Annotated in this window: 25 protein-coding genes; 17 read left to right on the top strand and 8 right to left on the bottom strand. The window is 70.2% G+C overall.

Annotation, left to right across the window (positions count from 1 at the left end):
- Nucleotides 1-46 precede the first annotated feature (46 nt).
- The 6 genes from ABD732_RS04310 to ABD732_RS04285 all read left to right on the top strand — a co-directional run bounded on the left by ABD732_RS04310 (nucleotide 47) and on the right by ABD732_RS04285 (nucleotide 5,681).
- Complete coding sequence (locus tag ABD732_RS04310) at nucleotides 47-799, top strand: succinate dehydrogenase cytochrome b subunit (protein ID WP_344780942.1); 753 nt, start codon at nucleotides 47-49, stop codon at nucleotides 797-799.
- Between the two features lies 1 nt (nucleotide 800).
- Nucleotides 801-2,750: a fumarate reductase/succinate dehydrogenase flavoprotein subunit gene (locus tag ABD732_RS04305; protein WP_344780940.1), complete on the top strand. Its 1,950-nt coding sequence runs from the start codon at nucleotides 801-803 to the stop codon at nucleotides 2,748-2,750.
- A gap of 11 nt (nucleotides 2,751-2,761) precedes the next feature.
- Nucleotides 2,762-3,511, top strand: coding sequence for a succinate dehydrogenase/fumarate reductase iron-sulfur subunit (locus ABD732_RS04300; RefSeq protein ID WP_344780938.1), 750 nt, complete (start codon nucleotides 2,762-2,764; stop codon nucleotides 3,509-3,511).
- Nucleotides 3,512-3,539: 28 nt separating this feature from the next.
- Nucleotides 3,540-4,016 carry a hotdog fold domain-containing protein gene (locus ABD732_RS04295; protein ID WP_344780936.1) on the top strand — a complete coding sequence of 159 codons (477 nt, stop codon included), beginning with the start codon at nucleotides 3,540-3,542 and terminating at the stop codon, nucleotides 4,014-4,016.
- A gap of 151 nt (nucleotides 4,017-4,167) precedes the next feature.
- Complete coding sequence (locus tag ABD732_RS04290) at nucleotides 4,168-4,923, top strand: DsbA family protein (RefSeq protein WP_344780934.1); 756 nt, start codon at nucleotides 4,168-4,170, stop codon at nucleotides 4,921-4,923.
- Nucleotides 4,920-5,681, top strand: coding sequence for a vitamin K epoxide reductase family protein (locus tag ABD732_RS04285; protein ID WP_344780932.1), 762 nt, complete (start codon nucleotides 4,920-4,922; stop codon nucleotides 5,679-5,681). Before ABD732_RS04290 ends, ABD732_RS04285 begins: the two co-directional genes overlap by 4 nt.
- A 31-nt stretch (nucleotides 5,682-5,712) precedes the next feature.
- Here ABD732_RS04285 and mftG read toward each other — a convergent pair whose 3' ends face one another.
- From mftG to mftE, 3 genes are read right to left on the bottom strand one after another with little or no spacing between them, the layout of a single operon-like run.
- Nucleotides 5,713-7,029: a mycofactocin system GMC family oxidoreductase MftG gene (gene mftG / locus ABD732_RS04280; protein ID WP_344780930.1), complete on the bottom strand. Its 1,317-nt coding sequence runs from the start codon at nucleotides 7,027-7,029 to the stop codon at nucleotides 5,713-5,715.
- Between the two features lie 5 nt (nucleotides 7,030-7,034).
- Nucleotides 7,035-8,465, bottom strand: coding sequence for a mycofactocin biosynthesis glycosyltransferase MftF (gene mftF / locus ABD732_RS04275; protein WP_425552976.1), 1,431 nt, complete (start codon nucleotides 8,463-8,465; stop codon nucleotides 7,035-7,037).
- Nucleotides 8,432-9,154 carry a mycofactocin biosynthesis peptidyl-dipeptidase MftE gene (gene mftE / locus ABD732_RS04270; protein ID WP_344780928.1) on the bottom strand — a complete coding sequence of 241 codons (723 nt, stop codon included), beginning with the start codon at nucleotides 9,152-9,154 and terminating at the stop codon, nucleotides 8,432-8,434. The genes mftF and mftE overlap by 34 nt, the downstream gene beginning before the upstream one ends.
- Before the next feature lie 182 nt (nucleotides 9,155-9,336).
- Between mftE and ABD732_RS04265 the strand changes: the two genes are divergently transcribed.
- The 6 genes from ABD732_RS04265 (at nucleotide 9,337) to ABD732_RS04240 (ending at nucleotide 15,443) form a co-directional block, all read left to right on the top strand.
- On the top strand, nucleotides 9,337-10,449 hold the full coding sequence (locus tag ABD732_RS04265; protein ID WP_344780926.1) for a CaiB/BaiF CoA transferase family protein: 1,113 nt from the start codon (nucleotides 9,337-9,339) through the stop codon (nucleotides 10,447-10,449).
- A gap of 110 nt (nucleotides 10,450-10,559) precedes the next feature.
- Nucleotides 10,560-11,360 (top strand): mycofactocin-coupled SDR family oxidoreductase, encoded by an 801-nt coding sequence (locus tag ABD732_RS04260; protein WP_344780924.1) that lies wholly within the window; start codon nucleotides 10,560-10,562, stop codon nucleotides 11,358-11,360.
- Between the two features lie 24 nt (nucleotides 11,361-11,384).
- Entirely contained in the window at nucleotides 11,385-12,545 is a 1,161-nt protein-coding gene (locus ABD732_RS04255) for a sensor histidine kinase (RefSeq protein ID WP_344780922.1), read from the top strand.
- Entirely contained in the window at nucleotides 12,542-13,183 is a 642-nt protein-coding gene (locus ABD732_RS04250; protein WP_344780919.1) for a response regulator transcription factor, read from the top strand. Before ABD732_RS04255 ends, ABD732_RS04250 begins: the two co-directional genes overlap by 4 nt.
- Before the next feature lie 131 nt (nucleotides 13,184-13,314).
- Nucleotides 13,315-14,073 (top strand): ABC transporter ATP-binding protein, encoded by a 759-nt coding sequence (locus ABD732_RS04245; protein WP_344780917.1) that lies wholly within the window; start codon nucleotides 13,315-13,317, stop codon nucleotides 14,071-14,073.
- Nucleotides 14,070-15,443: an ABC transporter permease gene (locus tag ABD732_RS04240; RefSeq protein ID WP_344780914.1), complete on the top strand. Its 1,374-nt coding sequence runs from the start codon at nucleotides 14,070-14,072 to the stop codon at nucleotides 15,441-15,443. Before ABD732_RS04245 ends, ABD732_RS04240 begins: the two co-directional genes overlap by 4 nt.
- Nucleotides 15,444-15,519: 76 nt before the next feature.
- On the opposite strand, the gene mftD is transcribed toward ABD732_RS04240, so the two are convergent.
- Genes mftD through mftA form a run of 4 tightly spaced genes read right to left on the bottom strand, consistent with a single transcriptional unit; the run spans nucleotide 15,520 to nucleotide 18,496 of the window.
- Nucleotides 15,520-16,740 carry a pre-mycofactocin synthase MftD gene (mftD, locus tag ABD732_RS04235; RefSeq protein ID WP_344780912.1) on the bottom strand — a complete coding sequence of 407 codons (1,221 nt, stop codon included), beginning with the start codon at nucleotides 16,738-16,740 and terminating at the stop codon, nucleotides 15,520-15,522.
- Nucleotides 16,741-16,785: 45 nt separating this feature from the next.
- Complete coding sequence (gene mftC, locus ABD732_RS04230; RefSeq protein ID WP_344780910.1) at nucleotides 16,786-18,084, bottom strand: mycofactocin radical SAM maturase; 1,299 nt, start codon at nucleotides 18,082-18,084, stop codon at nucleotides 16,786-16,788.
- Nucleotides 18,081-18,413 carry a mycofactocin biosynthesis chaperone MftB gene (gene mftB / locus ABD732_RS04225; protein ID WP_344780908.1) on the bottom strand — a complete coding sequence of 111 codons (333 nt, stop codon included), beginning with the start codon at nucleotides 18,411-18,413 and terminating at the stop codon, nucleotides 18,081-18,083. Before mftB ends, mftC begins: the two co-directional genes overlap by 4 nt.
- A complete protein-coding gene (gene mftA, locus ABD732_RS04220) occupies nucleotides 18,413-18,496 on the bottom strand; it encodes a mycofactocin precursor MftA (RefSeq protein ID WP_344781270.1) in 84 nt (27 codons plus the stop codon). Before mftA ends, mftB begins: the two co-directional genes overlap by 1 nt.
- A 111-nt stretch (nucleotides 18,497-18,607) precedes the next feature.
- Between mftA and mftR the strand changes: the two genes are divergently transcribed.
- From mftR to ABD732_RS04195, 5 genes are all read left to right on the top strand, one after another.
- Entirely contained in the window at nucleotides 18,608-19,210 is a 603-nt protein-coding gene (gene mftR / locus ABD732_RS04215; protein WP_344780906.1) for a mycofactocin system transcriptional regulator, read from the top strand.
- A gap of 109 nt (nucleotides 19,211-19,319) precedes the next feature.
- Nucleotides 19,320-20,378, top strand: a complete 1,059-nt coding sequence (locus ABD732_RS04210) for a 2Fe-2S iron-sulfur cluster-binding protein (RefSeq protein ID WP_344780904.1) — start codon at nucleotides 19,320-19,322, stop codon at nucleotides 20,376-20,378.
- Nucleotides 20,379-20,398: 20 nt separating this feature from the next.
- Complete coding sequence (locus ABD732_RS04205) at nucleotides 20,399-21,595, top strand: NAD(P)/FAD-dependent oxidoreductase (RefSeq protein WP_344780902.1); 1,197 nt, start codon at nucleotides 20,399-20,401, stop codon at nucleotides 21,593-21,595.
- The gene (locus tag ABD732_RS04200; protein ID WP_344780900.1) at nucleotides 21,592-22,335 is read left to right on the top strand and encodes a DNA alkylation repair protein; all 744 of its coding nucleotides are present in this window, start codon (nucleotides 21,592-21,594) and stop codon (nucleotides 22,333-22,335) included. The genes ABD732_RS04205 and ABD732_RS04200 overlap by 4 nt, the downstream gene beginning before the upstream one ends.
- Nucleotides 22,336-22,366: 31 nt before the next feature.
- On the top strand, nucleotides 22,367-22,684 hold the full coding sequence (locus ABD732_RS04195; RefSeq protein ID WP_344780898.1) for an XRE family transcriptional regulator: 318 nt from the start codon (nucleotides 22,367-22,369) through the stop codon (nucleotides 22,682-22,684).
- A gap of 24 nt (nucleotides 22,685-22,708) precedes the next feature.
- On the opposite strand, the gene ABD732_RS04190 is transcribed toward ABD732_RS04195, so the two are convergent.
- Nucleotides 22,709-23,101, bottom strand: a complete 393-nt coding sequence (locus ABD732_RS04190; protein WP_344780896.1) for a DoxX family protein — start codon at nucleotides 23,099-23,101, stop codon at nucleotides 22,709-22,711.
- Between the last annotated feature and the right edge of the window lie 7 nt (nucleotides 23,102-23,108).

Here is a 23,108-nt window from a genome sequence, read left to right as displayed (position 1 = left end):
GCGTAGCCGCGGCCAGCCCCCGCGCCACGTTCAGCCAGGAGCGCCCATGGGATCGATCACCGCACCGGTCGCGGTACCGCGACCGGATCCGGTCACCCCGATGCCGGACGGGCGGGCGCCGCGGCCGTCGACCGTCACCCTCAAGGTGACCATGGCGGTCAGCGGCACCGTGTTCGCGCTGTACGTCCTGGTGCACATGATCGGGAACCTGAAGGTCTACACCGGGGCCGAGCACTTCGACGACTACGCGCACTGGCTGCGCACGCTGGCCGAGCCGCTGCTGCCCTACGAGGGGGCGCTGTGGATCTTCCGGGCGGTGCTGCTGCTCGCCCTGGCCGCCCACGTCGGCGCCTCGCTCGTGCTGATCGTCCGCGCGCGGCGCGCCAAAGGCGCCTTCCGCCGCACCGGCATGGGCTGGCGGCGGGTGCCGGCCACCCTGATGCCGTACACCGGGCTGGTCCTGCTGGTCTTCATCGTCGTGCACGTCCTGGATCTGACGACGGGCACCCGACCGATCGCCCCGAGCGGTTTCACCGCCCCCACGCAGGACACCTCGCACGCCTACGCCAACCTGGTGGAGAGCTTCCAGCGCTGGCCGATGGCCCTGTTCTACATCGCGGTGATGCTGATGCTGGCCCTGCATCTGGTGCACGGGCTGTGGACGCTGGCCACCGACTTCGGCGTCACCGGCCGCCGCACCCGGCAGGTGTGGGCGCTGGTGGCCCTGGTGTTCGCGGTCGTGGTGATGGTCGGCGACATCAGCATTCCGATCGCCGTCCTCGCCGGATGGGTGAGCTGACATGACCGCAGACTCCGAGCAGTTGCGCCAGGTGGGCGACGACCTCGCCTCGCACGCGCCGGCCGGCGACCCGGCCACCGCCTGGCAACGCCGCCGCGACTCCTACCGCGTGGTCGGGCCGCTGAACCGGCGCAAGTTCTCGGTGATCGTCGTCGGCACCGGTCTGGCGGGGGCCGGGTGCGCCGCGGCCCTCGGCGAACTCGGCTACCGGGTCCACGCCTTCACCTTCCACGACGCGCCGCGCCGCGCGCACAGCGTCGCCGCGCAGGGCGGTATCAACGCCGCCCGCGGCCGCACGGTCGACAACGACTCGATCCGACGGTTCGTCACCGACACGGTCAAAGGCGGCGACTTCCGCGGCCGCGAGGCCGACGCCTTCCGCCTGGCCGAGGAATCGGTGCACGTGATCGACCACCTGAATGCCCTCGGTGCGCCGTTCGCCCGTGAGTACGGCGGCCCGCTGGCCACCCGCAGCTTCGGCGGCGTGCAGGTCTCCCGCACCTATTACACGCGCGGCCAGACCGGACAGCAGCTGCAGATCGCGGCCTCCCAGTCGCTGCTGCGCCAGGTCTCGGCCGGCAACGTCAGCCTGTACACCCGCCACGAGATGCTCGATCTGATCGTCGCCGACGGCCGCGCGCAGGGCATCGTGGTGCGCGATCTGGTGACCGGCGAGATCAGCGCGCAGACCGCACACGCGGTGGTGCTGGCCACCGGCGGCTACGGCACCGTCTTCTACCAGTCGACGCTGGCACGCAACTCCAATGCCACCGCCGCCTGGCGCGCCCACCGGCGCGGGGCCTACCTGGCGGGCCCGTCGCTGGTGCAGTTCCACCCCACCGCACTGCCGGTGAGCGCACCGTGGCAGTCCAAGACCACGCTGATGAGCGAGTCCCTGCGCAACGACGGCCGGATCTGGGTGCCCGCCCGCGCCGGCGACGACCGCCCTCCGGGCGCGATCCCCGAGGGCGAGCGCGACTACTACCTGGAGCGCAAGTACCCGACCTACGGCAACCTGACCCCGCGCGACGTCGCCTCGCGGGCCGCGCGCGAGCAGATCGAGAGCGGGCACGGGGTGGGGCCGCTGCGCAACAGCGTCTACCTCGACTTCGCCGATGCCCTCGAGCGACTGGGCCGGGCCACCATCGCCGAGCGCTACGGCAACCTGTTCGAGATGTATCGCGATGCGACCGGCGAGGACCCGTACCGCCAGCCCATGCGGATCGCCCCGGCGGCGCACTTCACCATGGGCGGCCTCTGGTCCGACTACGACCAGATGACCTCGGTTCCCGGCTTGTTCGTCGGCGGCGAGGCCGGCTGGGGCTATCACGGCGCCAACCGGCTGGGCGCCAACTCGCTGCTGTCGGCGTGCGTCGACGGCTGGTTCACCCTCCCCTACTCGGTGCCGAACTATCTGGCCGGCCTGCTCGGCGAGCCGGTGCTGCCCGCCGACCATCCGGCGGTGGTCGACGCCGCCGCCGACGTCCGCAGCCGCATCGACGCCCTCACCGGGATCGGCGGGGCCACCGGCCCGGCCGTCTTCCACCGCGAGCTCGGCGAGATCCTCTACCGCGGCTGCGGGGTGGCTCGCAGCGCCGAGTCGCTGACCACCGCACTGCGCGAGATCGACGACCTGAGCGTCCGCTTCTGGTCGGACCTGCGGGTGACCGGCGGCACCGGGGAGTTCAATCAGGAACTCGAGCGGGCCGGGCGCGTCGCCGACTTCCTGGAGCTGGCGCACCTGATGTGCCTGGACGCCCTGGACCGCGACGAGTCGTGTGGCGCGCACTTCCGCACCGAGCATCAGAGCCCCGACGGAGAGGCCCTGCGCAACGACGACGACTGGTGTTTCGCCTCGGCTTGGGAGACCCGGCCCGACGGGAGCGCCGTGCGGCACCGCGAGCCGCTGACGTTCGACGCGGTCGGCCTGCAGACCCGGAACTACCGATAGGAGACGGGCCCGTGGAGATCACCATCGAAGCCTGGCGGCAGGCCACCGGCGAAACCGCCGGCGCCTTCGCGACCTACCGCGTCACCGGGGTCACCCCGGAGATGTCCCTGCTGGAGGTGCTCGATCTGCTCAACGAGCAGCTGGTGGCGGCCGGCGAACCGGCGATCGCCTTCGACTCGGACTGCCGCGAAGGCATCTGCGGCGCGTGCGGGGTGACGGTCGACGGGCGTCCGCACGGTCCGGTGCCGAACACGCCGTCGTGCATGCAGCACGTGAACCAGCTCCCCGATCCCACCCGTCTGCGGCTGGAGCCGCTGCGCGCCAACGCCTTCCCCGTCGTCTGCGACCTCGCCGTCGACCGGGCGGCGCTGGACCGGGTGATCGAGGCCGGCGGCTACGTCGATGTGAAGACCGGTCAGGCCACCGATGCCGACGCCATGCTGATTCCGCACGAGGTGGCCGAGAACGCCCTCGACTTCGCCGGCTGCATCGGCTGCGGGGCGTGCGTAGCGGCCTGCCCGAACGGCGCCGCCCACCTGTTCGCCGGCGCCAAACTGTTGCATCTGGACCGACTGAGCTACGGACGGCAGGAGCGGGGACTGCGGGCCCGCGCCATCACCGGCCAACTCGACCACGACTTCGGCCCCTGCTCCACGTTCGGCGAATGCGCGCAGGTGTGCCCCGCCGACATCGACCTGGCCGCCGTCGCCGCCGTCAACCGCGAGGCCGTGCGGGCGGCCTTCCGGCGGAAACCCGACTGACCCGCGCCGTGCCCTACGATTCGTCCCTATGACCCCTGAATCGCCCACGTACGCGCTTCGCAAGCGGCTGCCGGCCAATCGTCTCGGGAACGCACTGTTCTCACTGGGCATGGTGGCCCGGGTCCCCTATTTCGGGACCGTACTGCCTCTGGTGCAGGAGATGCGGCCCGGCTACTGCCGGGTGGTGGCGCCGAAGTGGTTCGGTGTGCACAACCACTTGGGCACTTTCCACGCGATCGCCGCCTGCAACCTGGCCGAGGCCGCGATGGGCATGCTGATGGAGGCGACGACGCCGCCGACCCATCGCTGGATCCCGAAGGCGATGAACGTCCAATACCTGGCCAAGGCGACGACGCGGCTGACCGCGCACGCCGAACCGGCCGAGCCGATCGACTTCGACGCCCTGACCGAGGGCACCGACGTGGTGATCTCGGTCCGCGTCTGCGACACAGCCGGCACCGAAGTGGTGCACGCCGACATCACCACCTGGGTGACCCCGGCGTGAACCCGCGCCCGGGCGGCGCCACCCGGGCCGCGGCAGTCCCGCCCGAACCAGGGCCGTAGACCCTGTATTCCTCTCAGGAATTGCCAGTAGGGTTGTCCCCGACCTTCCCCGCCGACCGCGCGGGGCGCACACGTGACGAAGGACTATTGACGTGAGTTCCAACCGGGTGATCGATCCCCGCGCCGCCGAACGCCGCCGCTCCATTCTGATCACGATCGCCGCCGTGATGGCGCTGGTCGTGATCGCCGCAGTGGTGATCATCTGGGCCGTCAGCCGCGGCGACGGCTCCAGCAGCACCAACAGCAGCGGCGGCGGCACCGAGACCCCGACGGTCACCACCGACAACGGCGCCATCCGGCTCACCGGCGCTCCCGCCGGCACCAACCCGCCGGTCGTGATCACCGTCACCGAGGACTTCCAGTGCCCGGCGTGCAAGACCTTCGAGCAGACCATGGGCCCGGCGCTGGCCGCCTACCACGACAACCCGGACGTCGCGGTGGACTACGTGACGATCAACATGCTCGACCAGGCGTCGTCGACCCGGTACTCCACGCGTGCGGCCAACGCCGCGATGTGTGTGGCCGAGAAGACCGGTAAGGACGGCGACTTCGGAAAGTGGCTCGAGTACCACAACCTGCTGTTCGCCAACCAGCCCGCCGAGGGCGGCGCAGGCCTGCCCGACTCGGAGCTGATCAAGCTCGCCGAGGATGCCGGCGTGGACGACATCAAGAGCTGCGTGGACAACATGGACTACGACCTCTGGATCACCGAGAACTCGCAGAAGGCCATGAGCGAGGAGGGCTTCCAGGGCACCCCGAGCGTCCGGATCAACGGTGAAGTGGTGCAGCTGCAGGACGCCGCCTCGCTGCAGGCTCAGGTGAACGCCGCCGTCGAGGCCGCTAAGTGACCAGCGGCACCGGGGCCTCCGGCCCCGACAGCGAGGTGACCGGCAGCGAGGCTCCCGGCGCCGACAGCCCCGGTGCCGACCGCCCCGATACCGACAGCCCCGATAGCGACACCACAGTCGTCACCGTGCCGGAAGCGGCAGCGCCGCAGTCCGATCCGGGAGACCGAGTACCCTCCGGCAACGTGCTGACGGCGCTGCGGCCGGTCGGCATCGTCAGCTCGTGGGTGATGCTGATCTGCGGCATCCTCGGGATGGCCGGGTCGGCGGCCCTGTCCATCGAGCGCATCGAACTGCTCAAGAATCCCGATTATCAGGCGTCGTGCAACTTCAGCCCGGTCGTGTCGTGCTCGTCGGTGATGACCACCCAGCAGGCCGAGTTCTTCGGCTTCCCGAATCCGCTGCTGGGGCTCGCCGCCTTCGCGGTGATCCTGGTGACCGCGGTCCTGTCGGTCGGGCGGGCCCAGCTGCCGCGCTGGTACTGGATCGGCCAGACCGCGGTGGCGGCCCTCGGTTTCGTCTTCATCAACTACCTGGCGTTCCAGAGCATCTACCGGATCGGCGCCCTGTGCCCGTACTGCATGGTGGTGTGGACGGTGACGCCGATCATCCTGGTACTCAGCCTGTCTCCGGCGCTCGGTGACGGCCCGACCGGACGCCTGCTGCGCGATGCCTCGTGGATCGTGCTCGCCGCCTGGTATCTGATCGTCATCATCGCCGCGGGCGAGCGGTTCTGGTACTACTGGCGCACCCTGTTCTGATCGGCCGGCGCACCCGGTTCTCCAACGGCGCTCAGCCGGCCGTCCGGGCCAGCTCCCCGCCGATCACCCATGCGACCATCGCGATGGTCGCATGGGGTCCAGAGCGCAGCGGACCGGGCAGCACCGAGCCGTCCACCACCCGCAGCCCCTCGACCGACGGCACCCCGCCGAGATGATCGACGGCGGCGCCCAGCGGCAAGGTGCCCGTGGCGTGCTGCGACATGCCGAGTACCGGATCCACCGCGACCGAGCCGGGCTCCACCAGGCCGGCGAACGCCGGGGCGGACAGCATCTGCACCACCTGATCGGCGGCGGCGTCCATGCGGGCGAGCGACTCGGCGCCCGGTGTTCCCAGATCGAGCCCACCCTCGGCATCGATCGTGCCCGCGGCCGGGTGCGCCAGGTCGGCCACCCCGATCGGCACCCCGCTGGGCGTCAATCCCGCGATGAACGCCGCGAAATCTGCTCCGTAACAGCGGATCTCGAGACCGTCGTCGGTGTGGACCACCGACTGCAGCAGCGCCGGTGCATGCACCTCCCGACGCGGGGCGAAGCGGACCAGTCGCTCGGGGTGCTCGTGCAGCGGCAGCGCCCGGACCCCGATCCGGTGCCACAGGCCGCTGCGTCGCAGCAGGAGCGCGGACCCGACGGTGCCCGCGCAGACGATCACTTCCCCGGCGGCCACGCGCCGGTGGCCCACGCGCACACCCCGCACCCGGCCCTCATCGTGGAGGATCTCGTCCACCGTCGCCTCACCGGCCACCGTCAACGGCGGCGGCGGCGGTGACAGGAAGCCGTCCGCGGCGGTGAACCGGTGCCCGCCGCGCCGGTTGCTGCGCACCCGCAACAGTCCCGGGTGCGCCCACGCGCCGGTGTCCGCGGGGCCCCAGGTGCCCGCCCAGTAGTCCTCGAAGATGCGGGCGACGTCGCCGAGCTCGTCGTCGCCGAAAGCCGAGACGTGCATCGCGCCGCCGCCTGCGGCGCCGCCGTCGAGCGCTGCGTAGCCGCGACCGACCCGGTCCGGTGTCCACCACGCGGGCCAGCCGGTCAGGTCGCCGGGGTGGGGACGCATGAAGTAGCCGCCGTTGATGCTCGCCGACCCGCCGAGCCCTCGGCCCCGCACCACCGGGCGGCCCCAGCGCTCGTCGAAGTGCACCGATCGCGCCCGATCACCGGTCGGCAGCCGCGTCAGGGCGGTGGTCGCCGCCGCCGGGACGGTGCCCGGCCCCGCCTCCAGCAGCAGCACCGACCGGTCACCGGAGGCGGCCAGGCGGTGCGCCACGATGCATCCCGCGGTGCCCGCGCCCACCACCACCACGTCAGCCGAGGAGGGCCATCCGGGAGTCACGCCGGTCAGGTCTTCAGCACCGGGCGCAGCGCCCCTGGGCTGGCCGCACTGAGAACGCCCTGCCACAGGCCGGTGCCGTAGGCCAGGTCGTCGAGCCGCCGCATGCAGACGAACCCGACCGGGCCCAGGGCCGGCGAACGCGTCTGGAGCACCTGGTGCCGGATCCACTCGGCGGCCCCCTCGGCCACCGCCAGTTGCAGCACCAGACTCCGGAACCGTGGCCAGAACAGTGCCACCGCCAGCGTGATCGGCCAGTAGTGCCGCAGCAGCGCCTGGCAGGCCTGCAGGAGCCCCCAGCCCAGGGCGCGGCCGGTGGATCGGGTGGCGATCAGCTCGCGGCCCGGGATCCCGGTGAGCAGTGCACGAGTCCGGTAGATCGAGTGCAGGGCGAGGATCGCCGCGATCAGCAGACCGAGCCGGGTGCGGGTCAGCAGGCCGATCACCGCGACCGCCACCGGGACCGTCGACATCACCGGGGCCGCGACCGGCCCGTGCCGGCCGGCCAGCTCTGCCGCGCCGGTGCCGTAGTAGCGGCGCCGATCGAGGAGCCTGCCGAGCGACTCGCGGTGGTCGTGGCGCACCTGGGCGATCGGGTCGTAATACACGCGCCAGCCGCTCGCATCGGTGCGCCAGCACAGGTCGACGTCTTCGGCCACGCGCAGCGATTCGTCGAAGCCGAGGAAGCCGTCGCGGCGGACCACCATCGCCGCGCTGGGGACGTAGGCCAGCGCCGTCCCAGGCGCCACCGGTCCCTCCGTCGGCCCCATGTCCAGGGACGAGTGCGCGTTCGCGTACCGCGCGACCATCGAGCCGGTCTGCTCGCGCCGCCCGACGACGCGGGGTGCCACGATCGCGACGGTCGGATCCGAGAAGTGCGCGAGCAGCATGGTCAGCCAGTCCCCGGTGGGCACGGTGTCCGAGTCGAGGAAGGCCACGAGGTCGGTCTCGGCGGCGGCCAGTCCCGCATTGCGGGCGGCGGCCGGCCCGCGGTTGTCGTCGAAGCGGATCACCGTGACGCCGTCGCCGTCGGCACGGATGGGTTCGGCCGAGCCGTCGTCGACCACGATCACCCGTCGCCCCGGCACCGCGCGCACGAGGGTGTCGACGCCGGATTGGTTGTCGCACACCGGAATCACGATGGTCACCGAATCCACTCCGGGCCCACGCATCGGCCGCGGCAGGCCTATTCCGGAGTCCAGGAGGGTGCGTGCCAGTGATCGGGTGGCCGCGTCGTGCACGGCGATCCGGCCATCCGCCGAGGTCATGCCGAGGGCGGCTTCAGAAAGCTTGAGGACCCGGGTCGGCGAACCGCCGACGAGGCACCGCAGGTCCCCGTTTCGCACACAGCGCTGGTCGATCTGCACCTGGAATCCGTCGGGCAGCCCGACCTCGGCCGGCCGGGTCACCGCAGACGTCCGGTGGAGTCGACGTTCCACTGATCGATCGCGGCGATCAGCGCCGCGGTCGCCTCGGCCAGCGCACCGGCGCCGGAGACGCTGTCGGCACCGGTCGGATCACCGAGCACACCGTTGGCGCTGACCCCGGCGACGCCGGTGGCCCGCAGGTCGCCGAGCAACTCGGCGATGGGCGCGGTGTTGCCGGCCTCGGCCCGGTCCATGCGCACCCGTTCCGGCGAGATCTCTAGCAGCACAGAGGTTTCGGTGTGCCCGGCGTGGGCATCGGCGTCCGGGAAGGCGCACGGGAACCAAGCGGCGTCGCGGCTCTCGGCACGCAGGGTACGCACCGCACCGACCACCGCCTCGGCGTTGCCGCCGTGCGCGTTGACCAGAACCAGCCGGTCCGCCCAGCGGCCCGCACTGCGTCCGAGTTCCAGCAACAGCGATCGCAGCGCCTCGGTGCCGATCGAGACGGTCCCGGGGAAGCCCTCGTGTTCGCCGGAGGCTCCGTACTCCACGGTCGGCGCCAACAGGCACCGGGGCACGCCCGGATCCTCCGCGAGCGCGGCCACGGCACGGCGTGCCACTTCCTCGCCGATCCTCGAGTCGGTGTCGAGCGGCAGGTGCGGACCGTGCTGCTCCACGGATCCGACGGGCACCACCACTGTCAGCGCACTCTCCCCGAGTTCGGGCCACACCGCTGAAGCGAGTCGCGGCACCATGTTCATTGCGCAGACTCTACCGATGGGCGACGCCCGGGTGAACCCTCCGAGGGCATGATTCGAGACCAATGCACCCCGCCGTGTCCCTGCAGAACCAGCCACCACTCGAGTTGCCTCGATCACAGCTGTGTAATGCTGAACTCAACGGTGAGGTGACACCACCTTTCTCTCGATCCGGAGGTACTCCAGTGACGACGTCCAGCCACCAGCCCTCAGGCCGTTCGGGCCCTCTCGCGTCCGTTCGCGTCATCGAATTCGCCGGCATCGGTCCCGGCCCGCACGCCGCGATGCTGCTCGCCGACCTCGGCGCCGACGTGATCCGGGTGCAGCGGCCCGGCGAGCTGCCCGAGGAGGGCCGCAACGCCGACGTCCTGTTGCGCGGGCGGCGGGTGGTCGAGGCCAACCTGAAGAACCCCGCCGACCGCGAGACCATCCTGAACCTGATCGCCAAGGCGGACGTCGTGGTCGAGGGCTTCCGCCCGGGTGTCATGGAACGGCTCGGCTTCGGCCCCGACGACCTGCAGGCGGTGAATCCCGGACTGATCTACGGCCGGATGACCGGGTGGGGCCAGGACGGCCCGCGCGCCGAACTCGCCGGCCACGACATGAACTACATCTCACTGACCGGCATGCTGCACGCGATCGGCCGCCCCGACGAAAAGCCCACTCCGCCTTTGAATCTGGTGGGCGACTTCGGCGGTGGTTCGATGTTCCTGGTGGTCGGCATCCTGGCCGCACTGGTCGAGCGCAGCGTCTCCGGCAAGGGCGAGGTGATCGACGCCGCGATGGTCGACGGCGCCTCGGTCCTGGGCCAGATGATGTGGTCCTTCCGCGGCACCGGACTCTGGCAGGACAAGCGCGGGGTGAACCTGCTCGACACCGGCGCGCCGTTCTACGAGGTCTACGAGACCTCCGACGGCAAGTGGATGGCCGTGGGAGCCATCGAGCCGCAGTTCTACGCACAGCTGCTGGGCGGCCTCGAGCTCGATCCCGAGTCGCTTCCACACCAGCTCGATGCGGCGCGGTGGCCCGAGCTCAAGGAGCGGTTCGTCGAGGTCTTCCAGACCAAGACCCGCGACGAGTGGGCGGCGATCTTCGACGGCACCGACGCCTGCGTCTCCCCGATTCTGGACTTCACCGAGGCTCCCGCCGATCCGCACCTGGCGGCGCGTGGCTCCCTGGTGGAGATCGACGGCGTGGTGCAGGCGCAGGTGGCCCCGCGCTTCACCCGCTCGAGCACCGAGACCCCCGAGCCGCCGGCCCGCACCGCGACCGATCCGGCGGCGATCTGGAACGACTGATCGGCGCGTCGAACGCCCACTGAGCGGACGAAGACGCCCGGCACGAGGATCACTCGCAGACCGCTAACTAGAACGTGTTACAGTTCGCGGAACAGCGGAAAGAGGGTGTCATGGGGCAGTTCGACGGTCAGGTCGTCTACATCAGCGGAATCGCACGCGGGCAGGGTCGCAATCACGCGGTCCGGTTCGCGCGGGAGGGCGCGTCGATCATCGGTATCGACGTGGCCGGCCCGGTCGCCGACCACGCGACCTATCCCCCGGCCACCGCCGACGACCTGGCCGAGACCATCGCCCTGGTCGAGGCCGAGGGCGGCCAGATCCTGGCCCGCCAGGGCGACATCCGCGACCTCGCCCTCCAGCAGGAACTGGTCACCGAGGGGGTCGAGCGGTTCGGGCGCCTGGACCACGTCGTCGCCAACGCCGGAATCCTGACGTGGGGACTCACCTGGGAGCTGACCGAAGACCAGTTCACCGATGTGGTGGACGTGAACCTGGTGGGCACCTGGAAAACCCTCAAGGCCACCATCCCGCACCTGCTCAAGAACGCCGAGGGCGGCTCCATCACCATCATGTCGTCGGTGGCCGGGCTGAAGGCGATGCCCGCGCAGGCCTCGTACTCGGCATCCAAGTTCGGATTGCGCGGTCTGGCGCAGACCGCCGCGAAAGAACTGGGCCCCAACCGGATCCGCGTCAACACCGTCCACCCGTACGCGGTGAACACGCCGATGGGCATCGGTGACACCGAAGCCCTGAAGGCCTTCGAGACCTGGGGGATGCACTTCCCCTCCCTGCTGGGCCACTACCCCGTCGCCTCCCTCGACGACCTCACCGACGCGGTCTTCTACCTCACCACCGCCAAGTCGGTCACCGGCGCCGAGTTCCAGATCGACATGGGCCACTCCAAAGTCTGAGCCGACCGTGGCAGGGTGAGACTCGTGCACGATCCGCTCGCCCGCCCGCATACGCCCCGCAGCACCGTGGCCTTCGACCTCCTGATGGCCGGGGTGTTCGCGCTCATCGGCCTTCCGATCCAGTCGAGCGATTCGGCGTTCACCGCGATCGTCACCGCCGTCATCGCCCTGGCCATCGCCGTGCGCAGCGTCGCCCCCACGGTGATGATCGTCCTCGCCCTGGGAACCGCGGCGGTGCAGGTGATCTTCCTGGAAGTGGCGCTCTTCGGGTCACTCGGCTACGCACCGCTGTTCGCGGTCGCCGGCAGTCATCCCGACCGGCGGGTACGGCGCGGTTCCCTCGCCGTCGGAATCGTCGGGGTGCTCGTGGCCGGGGCCGTGATGCCCAGCGCATACCCCGAGGGCGGATCCTGGCTGTTCGGCCTCGTCCTCGGCCTCGCCGGCGCGAGCGTCGTCGTCCTCGGTGGCTGGGCCTTCGGTTTCATCCGCTATCAGCGCCGCAACGTCGAGCAGGCGGAGGTCGCCGAGACCATCGCCGAACTGGAACGACGGCGACTGCTGGAGCTGTACGACGAGCAGGCCGAGCGGTCGCGGCTGGCGCGCGACATGCACGACGTGGTGGCGCATTCGCTCGCCGTGGTGATCGCGCAGGCCGAAGGGGCGCGCTTCGCACTGGCGTCGTCCCCCGATGCCGCCGATGAGGCGCTCGGCGTGATCGCCGGAACCGCGCGGGACGCACTCGGCGAAGTCCGCGGCGTGCTGCACGAACTGCGGAGCGGCGACACCGCCGCCCAGGCGACCGCCGTCGACCGCGCGCAGCTCTTCGATCGCATGCGGGCGGCGGGCATGCGGCTGGTGGTCGAGGAGCTCGGCGATCCCGAGACCGCCGATCCGGCGACCGTCCAGACCGCACATCGCGTCCTCACCGAGGCACTGACCAACGCCCTCAAGCACGGCGATCTGAGCGAGCCGGTGACCGTGGTGCACGACTGGCGGAACGGCGCCGTGGTGACCGTTCACAACACCGTGAACACCCTGCCGTCCACCGCGATCGGTGCCGGGCATGGAATCCTGGGCATGTCCGAACGCGCCTCCGCAGTCGGCGGCGAGATCCGCAGCAGGGCAACGGCCGACGGCTGGACACTGGAGTTCACCGCCCCACCCGCGAAAGGTGTCACATCATGATCCGGGTGGCTCTGGTCGACGATCAGCCCCTCTTCCGGGGTGGGATCGCGATGATCCTCGCAAGCCAGTCCGACATCGAGGTGGTGGCCCAGGAGTCGAGCGCGCACGACCTGCTCGACATGGTCCGCGACGCCGCGCCGGATGTGATCCTCATGGACGTGCGGATGCCCGGTGTCGACGGGATCACCGCGACCGCAGGCCTGATCGCCGCGCACGGCGACCGCAGTCCGAAGGTGTTGGTGCTGACCACATTCGACGTCGACGAGGCCGCCGCCTCCGCGATCGAAGCCGGGGCCAGCGGCTTCGTCCTGAAGGACGCGCAACCGGAGTTCCTGCTCGCCTCGATCCGCGCGGTGGCCGCCGGCAATCAGGTGGTAGCCGCCTCGGCGACCCGGCAGCTGTTCGAGCGCCATCGGGCACGGCAGTCGTCACCCGGCCCGGAGTTCGAGCGCCTGACGCCCCGTGAACGGGAGATCCTGGTCCGCGCGGCCGCCGGGCTGTCCAATGCGGAGATCGCCGATGCCGAGGTCCTGTCCGAAGCGACCGTCAAGACCCACATCTCCCGGATCCTGGCCAAACTGGACCTGCGCGACCGCGTCCAGCTGGTGGTCTACGCCTACGAGAACGGCCTCGTCTGACCTCGTCGGCGCCGGGCCGCTCAGCCGGACCGCGTACATCCCGAGGATGACGGCGGGTCACCCCCGGGGACGAGAAGATTTCAGCATCGTGGCCGATGTGCGCTCTGTTCTGCGGAAATAGCGTGGGAACCATGAAAAGCACACCGATCCCCCAGCCCGCCGTGACCGTACGGAACGTCTCCCGCGTCTACGGCGACACCGCCAATCCCATCCACGCGCTGCGCGACGTCAGTCTCGACCTCCATCGCCGCGAGTTCACTGCGATCATGGGCCCGTCCGGGTCCGGCAAATCGACGCTGATGAATGTGATCTCCGGACTCGACGAGGTGTCGTCCGGTCTGGTCGCCGTCGGCGGCACCGCGGTCTCCGGACTCAACGACACCGCGCGTACCGTGCTGCGCCGCCACCACATCGGGTTCGTCTTCCAGTCGTTCAACCTGGTGCCGACACTCACCGCGGACGAGAACATCAAACTGCCCTTCGTCCTCGCGGGCCGTCCGATGGACACCGAGACGCGGGCCTGGATCGCCCACCTCGTCCGGGTGCTCGGCCTGCACGACCGCCTCGACCACAAGCCCGGCGAGCTGTCCGGCGGCCAGCAGCAGCGGGTGGCGATCGCCCGCGCGCTGGCCGGGCGTCCGACCATCATCCTGGCCGACGAGCCCACCGGCGCCCTGGACACCCGGACCAGCCGCGAGGTCCTCAGTCTGCTGACCACCACCGCCCGCGAGTACGGACAGGCCATCGCGATGGTCACGCACGATCCGGTGGCCGCGTCGTATGCCGACCGGACCGTGATCCTCGCCGACGGACGGATCGCCGGAGAGTACGGCCGCCTCGACCCGCACCAGATCTCCGACCTCCTGATCGGCATGGAGGTGGCGGCATGAAGGCCACGAGCTCTCGCTTGATCGTCGGCCGGCTGCGTGAGGTCTCCACCATCGGCGTGGTGAGCGCCTTGGCCGCCGCCTACGGGACCGTCCTGTTCGGGGCGAGCGACATCATGACGGCACTGGCCGACGTGGAGGACGGCTCCGCCGGAATCCTGCTGGGCGTGGTCGCGTCCGTCTTCATCATGATCGCGCTGTTCGTCTCGGCGGTGGTGATCTCCAACGGCGTCGACACCGTCATCGCGAGCCGGACGCAACAGCTCACGCTGCTGCGGCTGATCGGCGCGGACAGCCGTCAGCTGCGCGCCGGCCTGCTCCGCGCCGTGGCCCAGGTCGCGACGATCGGCACCGTGGCAGGCGTGGTCATCGGCATCGCGCTCCTCGCCGCGGTCCGCGCCGTGCTCGGGGCCCGCGACGTTCTTCCGGCGTCGTCCTACGCGGTGCTGCCGACCGGGTCGATCGCGGCCGCCGTCGCGGTGGTGGCGACCGCGCTGGCCGCTACCGCGATCGGTGCCCGCAGACCTCTCGGCGCCAGTGCCCTGCAGGGTTCGGCACCGGTCCGGACGGGTATCCGCGGCGCCGTCGCCGGCACCGCGATCCTCCTCGGCGGACTGCTTCTGGCCATCGCGTGCGTCCTGGGCGAGCGGGCCAGCCTCGCCGGCTTCGGCGTCGCGTTCCTCGGCTCGGCGACCGTCGGGATCGGGGTGCTGATCGGCGCGCGTCTGTTCCTCCCGACGGTGGTCGCCGCCGTGGGCCGGTTGGGCGGCGACGGTCCCAGCGCACTCGTCGCCCGCAAGAACGCGATCAGCGATCCGGCACGCACCGCGCGCTCGACCGTCGGTCTGCTCATCGGCGTCACCCTGATCACCACCATCGCGGCCGGGATGAGTGCACTCGGAGCCTCGGTCCACTCGTGGGAGGGAATGAGCCCCCAGGACGCCGCCGAGACCGAACGCATCCTGTCGGCGATCTCGGCCGTCCTGATCGCTCTGATCGCGATCTCCGCCGTGATCGCGGGCGTGGGATTCGTTTCCACGATGTCGCTGACGGTGATCTCCCGGACCCGCGAGATCGGCATGCTGCGGGCGATGGGGTTCACCGGACGCCAGATCCGCTCGATGATCACGCTCGAGTCGCTCGCCCTGTCGGGCGCGGCCTCGCTGGTCGGCCTGCTGCTCGGCCTGATCTTCGGGTCGGTCGGTAGTCAGTCGCTGATCGGCGGCATCACCGACGGGTTCCACCTCGGACTGCCGTGGCCGGCGCTGGTCGGAATCGTGATCGCCACGGCCCTGCTGGTCGTGATCGCGTCGCTGCCGCCGAGCCGGCGCGCGGTCGCCGTCGCCCCGACGACGGCGCTGGCCACCGCCTGATCCGCCCCCGGACGCCGACGGGTCCGACGATCCTCACCGGGAGGACGTCGGGCCCGTCGGCGCTTCTTCGCGCGCGTCAGTCGTCGCCGAAGGTGCGCTCGAAGCCCTCCGGGAGGATCAGATCCGAGCGGTCCAGGTCGGCGACGTCTGCCTTGCCCAGACCCATCATCGACGAGTCGAGGCCCATGCGGAGCAGGTCGAGGACGTTCTCCACGCCGGTCTGGCCGTTGGCGGCCAGACCCCACAGGTAGGCGCGGCCGATCATCACGGCCTTGGCCCCCAGAGCGAGCGCCTTGGTGACGTCGCTGCCGCGGCGGATGCCGCCGTCGAGCAGCACGTCGAGATCCTTGCCGACGGCGTCGGCGATCGGGCCGAGCACCCGGATGGTGGCCGGGGTGCCGTCCAGGTTGTTGCCGCCGTGGTTGGACACCGAGATCGCGGTGGCGCCGATGTCGACGGCACGCTTGGCGTCGTCCATGCGCGTGATGCCCTTGACCATGAACTCCCCGCCCCACTGCTCGCGCAGCCACTTCAGGTCTTCCCAGGTGGGCGGCGGGGTGTTCATCCACTGGCCGTAGACGTCGAAGAAGGTGGGAGCGGGTTCCCCCTTATGCGCGATGTTCGGCGCCCCCAGGTCCGGGATGTCCAGCTTGCCGTCGCGGAACCAGCTCAGCGCGTAGCTCGGCTTGGTGATCATCTCCGGCGCCAGCTTGGCCACCGCGCGCACGTCGACGGTCTCCGGGATCTCCGGGCTGCCCCAGTCACGGCCCACGTTGAACACCCAGTCGGTGGTGACGATCAGGCCCTTGCAGCCGGCTTCGCGAGCACGCTCGGCGCGGGCCAGGATCTCCTCGCGGCTGCCGAGCCAGTAGATCTGGAAGAAGACCTTGTCGTTGACTGCGGTCACTTCCTCGACCGGCTTGGAGGCGAAGCTGGACAGGCCCATCGCGGTGCCGCGGGCCGCAGCGGCGCGGGCCACGGCCACCTCACCGTCCGGATTCACTGCCTGCACGCCGGTCGGCGAGATCATCACCGGGAACGAGATCTCTTGTCCCATCACCGTTGTGGTGAGATTGCGCTCGGGCGTAGCGCCGATCACGTGCGGGGCGAAGCCGATCTCGGTGAAGGCGTCGACGTTGTCGGTCACGGTGATGCCGGCTTGCGTTCCGGCCACCAGCGACGAGTACACCGTCTTCGGCAGCCGCTTCTTGGCACGCCGCTGAGCCTCCCCGACGGTCTCGAACCACGGGTTGCGGCGCCACGGGTTCTTCTCCATGAGCTCGGCGAATTTAGACATGCGGGTACTCCTGTAGGTGATGCGTGTGGGTCGATCGGGTGGGTGTCAGTGCGTTCCGCAGGACGACGACGAACAGCCCGTGGCGGTGGTCGGCATGAAGCCGGCGAGCGGGTTCTCATCGCAGTCGCGCGACGGCGGGCGGGTCATCAGCGTGAGCGGCACCCCGCGCGAGTGATCCTTGTTCGCGGTCGGCTTGGTGCGTTCGCCGGCGAGAAGCTGCTCGCCGTAGCCCTGCACGCACTCGGGGTCGGGACCGTCGAGCGGCAGACCGGTGAAGAACTTGGCGGCCATACAGCCTCCCCGGCACGCGTCGAAGTGCGCGCACTGGGTGCAGGCGCCGGCGCTCTGCGGTTCGCGCAGTTGCGTGAACAGGTCCGACCGCTGCCAGATCTCGCTGAAGCCGCCGTCGGTGAGGATGTTCCCGGCCAGGAAGTTCTCGTGGATGGCGAACGGGCAGGCGTAGACGTCGCCGACCGGATCGATCAGGCAGACCACGCGCCCGGCGCCGCACAGGTTGAGGCCGGGCAGGCCGCCGCCGCCGTCGCCGCCGAAGGCCGACAGGTGGAAGAAGGAGTCGCCGGTCAGCACGTTCTCGCCGTGGGCGACGAGCCACTCGTACAGGTCGCGCTGCTGCTCGGGCAGCGGATGCAGATCGTCCCAGACGTCGGCGCCGCGACCCGAGGGACGCAGCCGAGTGATCCGCAGCGTGGCGCCGAAGCGGTCGGCGAGCGCCTTGAACTCGTCGAGCTGGGTGGCGTTCTGCCGCGTCACCACGACGCTGATCTTCGCGTCGGTGAAGCCCGCGTTCTGCAGGTTCTCCAGCGCGCGCACGGCCATGTCGAAGGAGCCCGGGCCGCGCACCGCGTCGTTGACCTCCGCGGTGGCGCCGTCGAGCGAGATCTGCACGTCCACGTAGTCGGTCGCGGCCAGTCGCTGTGCCACCTCGGGGTTGATGCGCAGACCGTTGGTGGAGAACTTGACGCCCACCTGATGATCGACGGCGTAGTCGACCAGTTCCCAGAAGTCCGGGCGCACCGTGGGCTCGCCGCCACCGATGTTCACGTAGAAGACCTGCATGCGCTGCAGCTCGTCGATGATCGCCTTGCACTGCTCGGTGTTCAGCTCGCGCGGGTCACGCTTGCCCGAACTCGACAGGCAGTGCACGCAGGCGAGGTTGCAGGCGTAGGTGAGCTCCCAGGTGAGGCAGATCGGCGCGTCCAGACCGCGCTCGAACTGGTCCACCAGGCGGCCCACCTTGGGCGGCGCCGCCGGCGTCACGACCGGGAGGTCGAGGTGCGGGGTGGTCCCGGGCAGGTCTGCGGTGCGGGTCTCAACGCTGGTCATGTCATGGACTCCTCGCCGGGAATGATCATCCCGGAATCGGCCAGCGCGGTCAGCGCCTGGACGTACATCGGACGGTCGGCGTCGGCGATGCCGGCGGCGGTCAGCGCCGCCTCCGCGCTGGGCTGATCGGCCAGCGACTGCACCAGGCCGACGACGACGAGGTTCTTGAGGAAGGACAGCTTGCGTGTCCCGAAGTGGTAGAGCAGCGCCCCGAAGGGTTCGGGCCGCAGGGCCACCGACGGGTTCATCCGCCAGGGGCGCGCGAGTTCGAAGGACGTGCTGCCGGCGACCGCGAGGTCGCCGGCAGCACTGGTCGACGCGGTGGTCATCAGTAGACGCCGCACATCCCGTCGATGGAGACTTCCTCCACCAGCGATTCGGTGACGAGTTCCTGAGTGTCCTGATCGGCCATGTGAACCAACCTCCTTCGGTGCTTTCTTGTGGTTCACAGCACACTATAATGGCACCGGGTGCAAATTCAAGGGTGATCACGAAGACCGCGAAGAACCGAGGGGCGAACACGATGACACGAGCCGGACGGCCGCAATCGACCACGCGGGCCGAACTGAGCACTCTCGCGATCGACCTGTTCACCGAGCGCGGTTTCGACGAGACCAGCGTCGACGACGTCGCCGCGGCCGCCGGTATCGCGCGCCGCACCCTGTTCCGCTACTTCCCGTCCAAGAACGCGATCCCGTGGGGCGACTTCGACGGCCATCTGGGCAAGATGCGCGACTGGCTCGCTGCGACGCCGGGCGACCTGCCGCTGGACGAGGGCCTGCGCCGCGCCCTGATCGCCTTCAACGAGGTACCCGAGGTGGAACACGAACACCACCGGCGCCGCATGCAGTTGCTGCTGGAAGTACCCGCCCTCCAAGCGCATTCGATGCTGATGTACCACGAGTGGCGTCAGATCGTCGCCGCCCACGTGGCGCAGCGGCTGGGTCGCGAACCCGGCGCACACCTGCCCCAGTCCATCGCCTGGCAGCTCCTCGGCGTCTCCCTGGCCGCCTACGAGCAGTGGCTGAGCGACCCCGCGTCCGACCTGCTGACTCTCCTCGACGAAGGGTGCGCCGTCCTCTCGGCGGGATTGCCCGGGACGTCCGCCGACGTTCCCCTACGCTGAGCCCCCGAGGGGCTGTGCAGTCCCGCGAGGCACTGTTATCCTCGGTAGAACCTGTTCTAGTTTTGTCCCGGCGCCGAGGTCCGGGACCGATTCCATAGAGAGCTCATCGATGACGGAACTGACACCGCACTCCTCCCGCAGTGCGATCCTCACGGTCGCCGAGGTGATCGACGAGACCCCCGATGCACGCAGCATCGTCTTCGAAGTCCCCGAGGCGCACTCGGACAAGTTCAGCGATTACCTGTCCGGCCAGTTCCTGACCCTGCGGATCCCGAGCGAGCAGACCGGCTCGGTGGCCCGCTGCTATTCGCTGTCGTCCGCGCCGGGCCGCGACGAACTGCTGAAGGTGACCGTCAAGCGCACCGCCGACGGCTACGGCTCCAACTGGATCTGCGACAACCTCGCGGCCGGCTCACAGATCGAGTCGCTGCCCCCGTCGGGGGTCTTCACCCCGGCCAACATCCACGCGCCGCTGCTGCTGATCGCCGCCGGATCCGGTGTGACGCCGGTGATGTCGATCCTGAAGACGGCCCTGGCCGCCGGTACCGGGCCGATCACCTTCTTCTACGCCAACCGCGGCGAACAGGACGTCATCTTCGCCGCCGAGCTCCGCGAGTTGCAGGCCGCCAACCCCGGACGCCTGACCGTGGTGCACTGGCTCGAGTCGCTGCAGGGACGCCCCACCGCCAAAGCCCTGGCCACCTTCTTCAAGCCGATGGCGGGCACCCACTCCGCCTACATCTGCGGCCCCGGTCCGTTCATGGACGCGGTGCACGAGGGCCTGGCGAAAGCCAAGTTCGACCATCACGAGGTGCACACCGAGGTCTACAACTCCCTGTCCGGCGACCCCTTCGAGGACGTCGAACTCGAAGAGGTCAGCGCAGAGGAAGCCGCCGCGGCCGCCGAGGTGGAGGTGGAACTGGACGGCGACACCCACGTGCTGGCCTGGCCGCGCTCGCGCACGCTGGTCGACGTGATGCTGGGCGCCGGCCTGGATGCCCCGTACTCCTGCCAGGAAGGCGAATGCGGCTCGTGCGCGTGCACCCTGACCGAGGGCACCGTCGAGATGGAGAACTCCGGAGCCCTCGATCCCGACGACATCGCCGACGGCTACATCCTCGGTTGTCAGGCCAGACCGACCAGCGACAGTCTCAAAGTGGAATTCTGACTTTCCGGCGAAGGAGCCTCATGACCGACTCAGTGGTGATCGCCGGCGGTGGGCTCGGCGCCTCCCGCCTGGCAGAGAACCTGCGCGGCAACGGATTCACCGCGCCCATCACGATCCTCTCGGCGGAGTCGCATCCGCCCTACGATCGCCCGCCGCTGTCGAAATCGGTGCTCACCGCCGACGACGGACGCACCGACCTCAAGGCGCCCGACTTCTATGCCGAGTCCGGCATCGAGCTGCGGCTGGACACCCGCGTGGTCGCGGTGGACCCGGCGGCGCACCACGTCGTCACCGAGCACGGCGGGCAGCGCACCGAGGTGCCCTACGGCACGCTGGTGCTCGCCACCGGTCTGGCGCCACGGCCGTTCCCCGGTGACGGCGCCGACCTCGCCGGCGTCCACATGATCCGCACCTACGACGATGCCGTCGCCCTGCGCGACGAGATCGGCGCTGCGCAGCGCGCGGTGGTGATCGGCGCGGGGTTCATCGGCTGCGAGGCCGCCGCCAGCCTCACCACCCGGGGCGTGGACGTGACCGTGATCGAGCCGGCGCCGGCGCCCCTCGCCGCCGCGCTGGGCGAGGAGATCGGCGGCTTCGTCGGGCGGCTGCACAAGGAGGCGGGCGCGGCGATCCGCACCGGAACCGGCGTCACCCGACTGCTCGGCGGCGACGGCCGCGTCTCCGGGGTCGAACTGGACGACCGCACCGTGCTGCCGGCCGATCTGGTGGTGGTCGGCATCGGCGGCTATCCCGACCTGGCCTATCTGGAGGGTTCGGGCATCGAGATCGCCGACCGCCCCGAGGGCGGCGGCATCGCCTGCGACGAGCGCGGACGCACCGGTGCACCTGACGTCTACGCGGTCGGCGACGCAGCGAATTGGGCTGACGCACAGGGGAACCGGCGCCGCGTCGAGCATTGGAACCACACCGTCGAGCAGGCGGTGCTGGTCGCCGCCCAGATCGCAGAGCATCCACTGCCCGCCCCGACGGTGCCGTACTTCTGGAGCGATCAGTACGACCTCAAGGTTCAGCTACTCGGCTCCCCGCGGGCCGGCGACGAGGTGCACGTGGTCGACGACGACGGACGCAAGTTCCTCGCCTACTACAGTCGCGACGGCATCCTGACCGGCGTGGTCGGCGCCGGCCGCGTGGGCAAACTGATGAAGACGCGCCCGCACCTGCTGATCGAGACCCCGATCGCCGACCTCTTGACGTGAATCACGCTGCCGCACACCTGTCCCCGGCCTCGCGGGCTGGGGACATCGCGGCTGCGGTCCGGGCACTCGGCGACGCCGAGCGGGCCGCCGGGCAGCGGCGCTTCTTCAAGACCGGCCCCGGCGAGTACGGCGAAGGCGACGTCTTCGCCGGGGTGCGCGTGCCGGTGCTGCGGTCGGTGAGCAAACGCCTCCGCGGACTCGACCCACCCACGGTGCGCACCCTGCTGGAGCATGAGATCCACGAGGTCCGCCTGCTCGCCCTGCTGGTGCTGACGCTCAACGCCGACCGTGCCGGCGACGACGAGCGAGCAGCCTGGGTTCAGCTGTACCGGGAGTCCGCGCGCGCCGGGCGCGTGAACAACTGGGATCTGGTGGACGTCTCGGCCGACCCGATCCTCGGCGTCTGGCTGGTGGCGGCCGGCGACCACCGGGAGCTGCTCGACTGGGCGGCCGCCGACGACCTGTGGCAGCGCCGCATCGGCATCGTCGGCACCTTCGCCTTCATCAAAGCCGGTCTGCCGCAGGCGCTCCTGGACGTGGCGCCGCTGGTGATCGCCGACCGGCGCGACCTGATCCAGAAGGCCTTCGGCTGGATGCTGCGGGAACAGGGCCAACGCGTGGACCGCGCGCTGCTGCTCGACTATCTGGATTCCCACGCCGGCGACATGGGGCGCACCGCGCTGAGCTATGCCGCCGAACATCTGACTGCTGCCGAGCGCGCCCACTACCGCTCCCTGTGACAGCCTCCGGGGACCATGAGAGGATTCCGGCATGGCCGACATCGAACTACACATGGACGGATCCCTGGCACGAGCCGCACGACACCTGATCAAGGTGTCGGCGCGCACCGTCGCCCGGCACGCGGGCGTCGAGACCCAGGATCTCCGGCAGTACGAGAAGGGTGGCGACACCCTCGATCGCGACCAGATCCAGCGGGTCGCCGATTCACTGGTGCACTACGGCGCCGTCTTCATCACCGAGGACCCGCTCGGCGGAGTCGGCGTGCGCCGCAAGTTCAGCCGCACCGGCGTCCGCATGATCGAGAACTGGGAGAGCGAAGGCGGCCCCGTCGCCAGCGACGACGTCTGACCGGCCACTCCAGCCGGCGACCGATCAGTCGTCGCAGCAACTCCCCGGGCGAGGGCTCTTGCGGTACACGATCACCGCGGCCACGATCAGCGGGATCTGCAGCGGCAGCCGCGCCCAGGCGACCGTCTTGAGCAGATCGCTCTTGTCCGCCCAGACGCGGATGGCGTTGACGTTGGCCGGGAACACCGCGACGAACAGTGCGGCGGCCAGCGCCGCCGCGGGACGACGCGTCTTCGCCGGAAGCAGGGCGGCGCCGATGCCGAGCTCGGCCACCCCGGAGGCGTAGGTCAGCTGCCGGGGGTCACCGGGAAGCTCCTCCGGAATGAGTGCATCGAACGGCTTGGGTGCCACGAAATGCAGCACACCCATCGTCAGCAGGAGTCCGGACAGGGCCTTCGCGATGCGATCTACCGTCATCCCACGA

This window comes from Gordonia caeni (assembly GCF_039537105.1).
Taxonomy (GTDB): Bacteria; Actinomycetota; Actinomycetes; order Mycobacteriales; family Mycobacteriaceae; genus Gordonia; species Gordonia caeni.
This window is presented reverse-complemented; position numbering and strand designations above follow the sequence as displayed.

Excerpts from the sequence above, each read along its gene's own strand:
- ABD732_RS04310 (WP_344780942.1), top strand. The coding sequence starts at position 47 with ATGGGATCGATCACCGCACCGGTCGCGGTACCGCGACCGGATCCGGTC.
- ABD732_RS04305 (WP_344780940.1), top strand. The coding sequence starts at position 801 with ATGACCGCAGACTCCGAGCAGTTGCGCCAGGTGGGCGACGACCTCGCC.
- ABD732_RS04295 (WP_344780936.1), top strand. The coding sequence starts at position 3,540 with ATGACCCCTGAATCGCCCACGTACGCGCTTCGCAAGCGGCTGCCGGCC.
- mftE (WP_344780928.1), bottom strand. The coding sequence starts at position 9,154 with ATGAACATGGTGCCGCGACTCGCTTCAGCGGTGTGGCCCGAACTCGGG.
- ABD732_RS04260 (WP_344780924.1), top strand. The coding sequence starts at position 10,560 with ATGGGGCAGTTCGACGGTCAGGTCGTCTACATCAGCGGAATCGCACGC.
- ABD732_RS04250 (WP_344780919.1), top strand. The coding sequence starts at position 12,542 with ATGATCCGGGTGGCTCTGGTCGACGATCAGCCCCTCTTCCGGGGTGGG.
- ABD732_RS04245 (WP_344780917.1), top strand. The coding sequence starts at position 13,315 with ATGAAAAGCACACCGATCCCCCAGCCCGCCGTGACCGTACGGAACGTC.
- ABD732_RS04240 (WP_344780914.1), top strand. The coding sequence starts at position 14,070 with ATGAAGGCCACGAGCTCTCGCTTGATCGTCGGCCGGCTGCGTGAGGTC.
- mftD (WP_344780912.1), bottom strand. The coding sequence starts at position 16,740 with ATGTCTAAATTCGCCGAGCTCATGGAGAAGAACCCGTGGCGCCGCAAC.
- mftC (WP_344780910.1), bottom strand. The coding sequence starts at position 18,084 with ATGACCAGCGTTGAGACCCGCACCGCAGACCTGCCCGGGACCACCCCG.
- mftB (WP_344780908.1), bottom strand. The coding sequence starts at position 18,413 with ATGACCACCGCGTCGACCAGTGCTGCCGGCGACCTCGCGGTCGCCGGC.
- mftA (WP_344781270.1), bottom strand. The coding sequence starts at position 18,496 with ATGGCCGATCAGGACACTCAGGAACTCGTCACCGAATCGCTGGTGGAG.
- mftR (WP_344780906.1), top strand. The coding sequence starts at position 18,608 with ATGACACGAGCCGGACGGCCGCAATCGACCACGCGGGCCGAACTGAGC.
- ABD732_RS04210 (WP_344780904.1), top strand. The coding sequence starts at position 19,320 with ATGACGGAACTGACACCGCACTCCTCCCGCAGTGCGATCCTCACGGTC.
- ABD732_RS04205 (WP_344780902.1), top strand. The coding sequence starts at position 20,399 with ATGACCGACTCAGTGGTGATCGCCGGCGGTGGGCTCGGCGCCTCCCGC.
- ABD732_RS04195 (WP_344780898.1), top strand. The coding sequence starts at position 22,367 with ATGGCCGACATCGAACTACACATGGACGGATCCCTGGCACGAGCCGCA.
- ABD732_RS04190 (WP_344780896.1), bottom strand. The coding sequence starts at position 23,101 with ATGACGGTAGATCGCATCGCGAAGGCCCTGTCCGGACTCCTGCTGACG.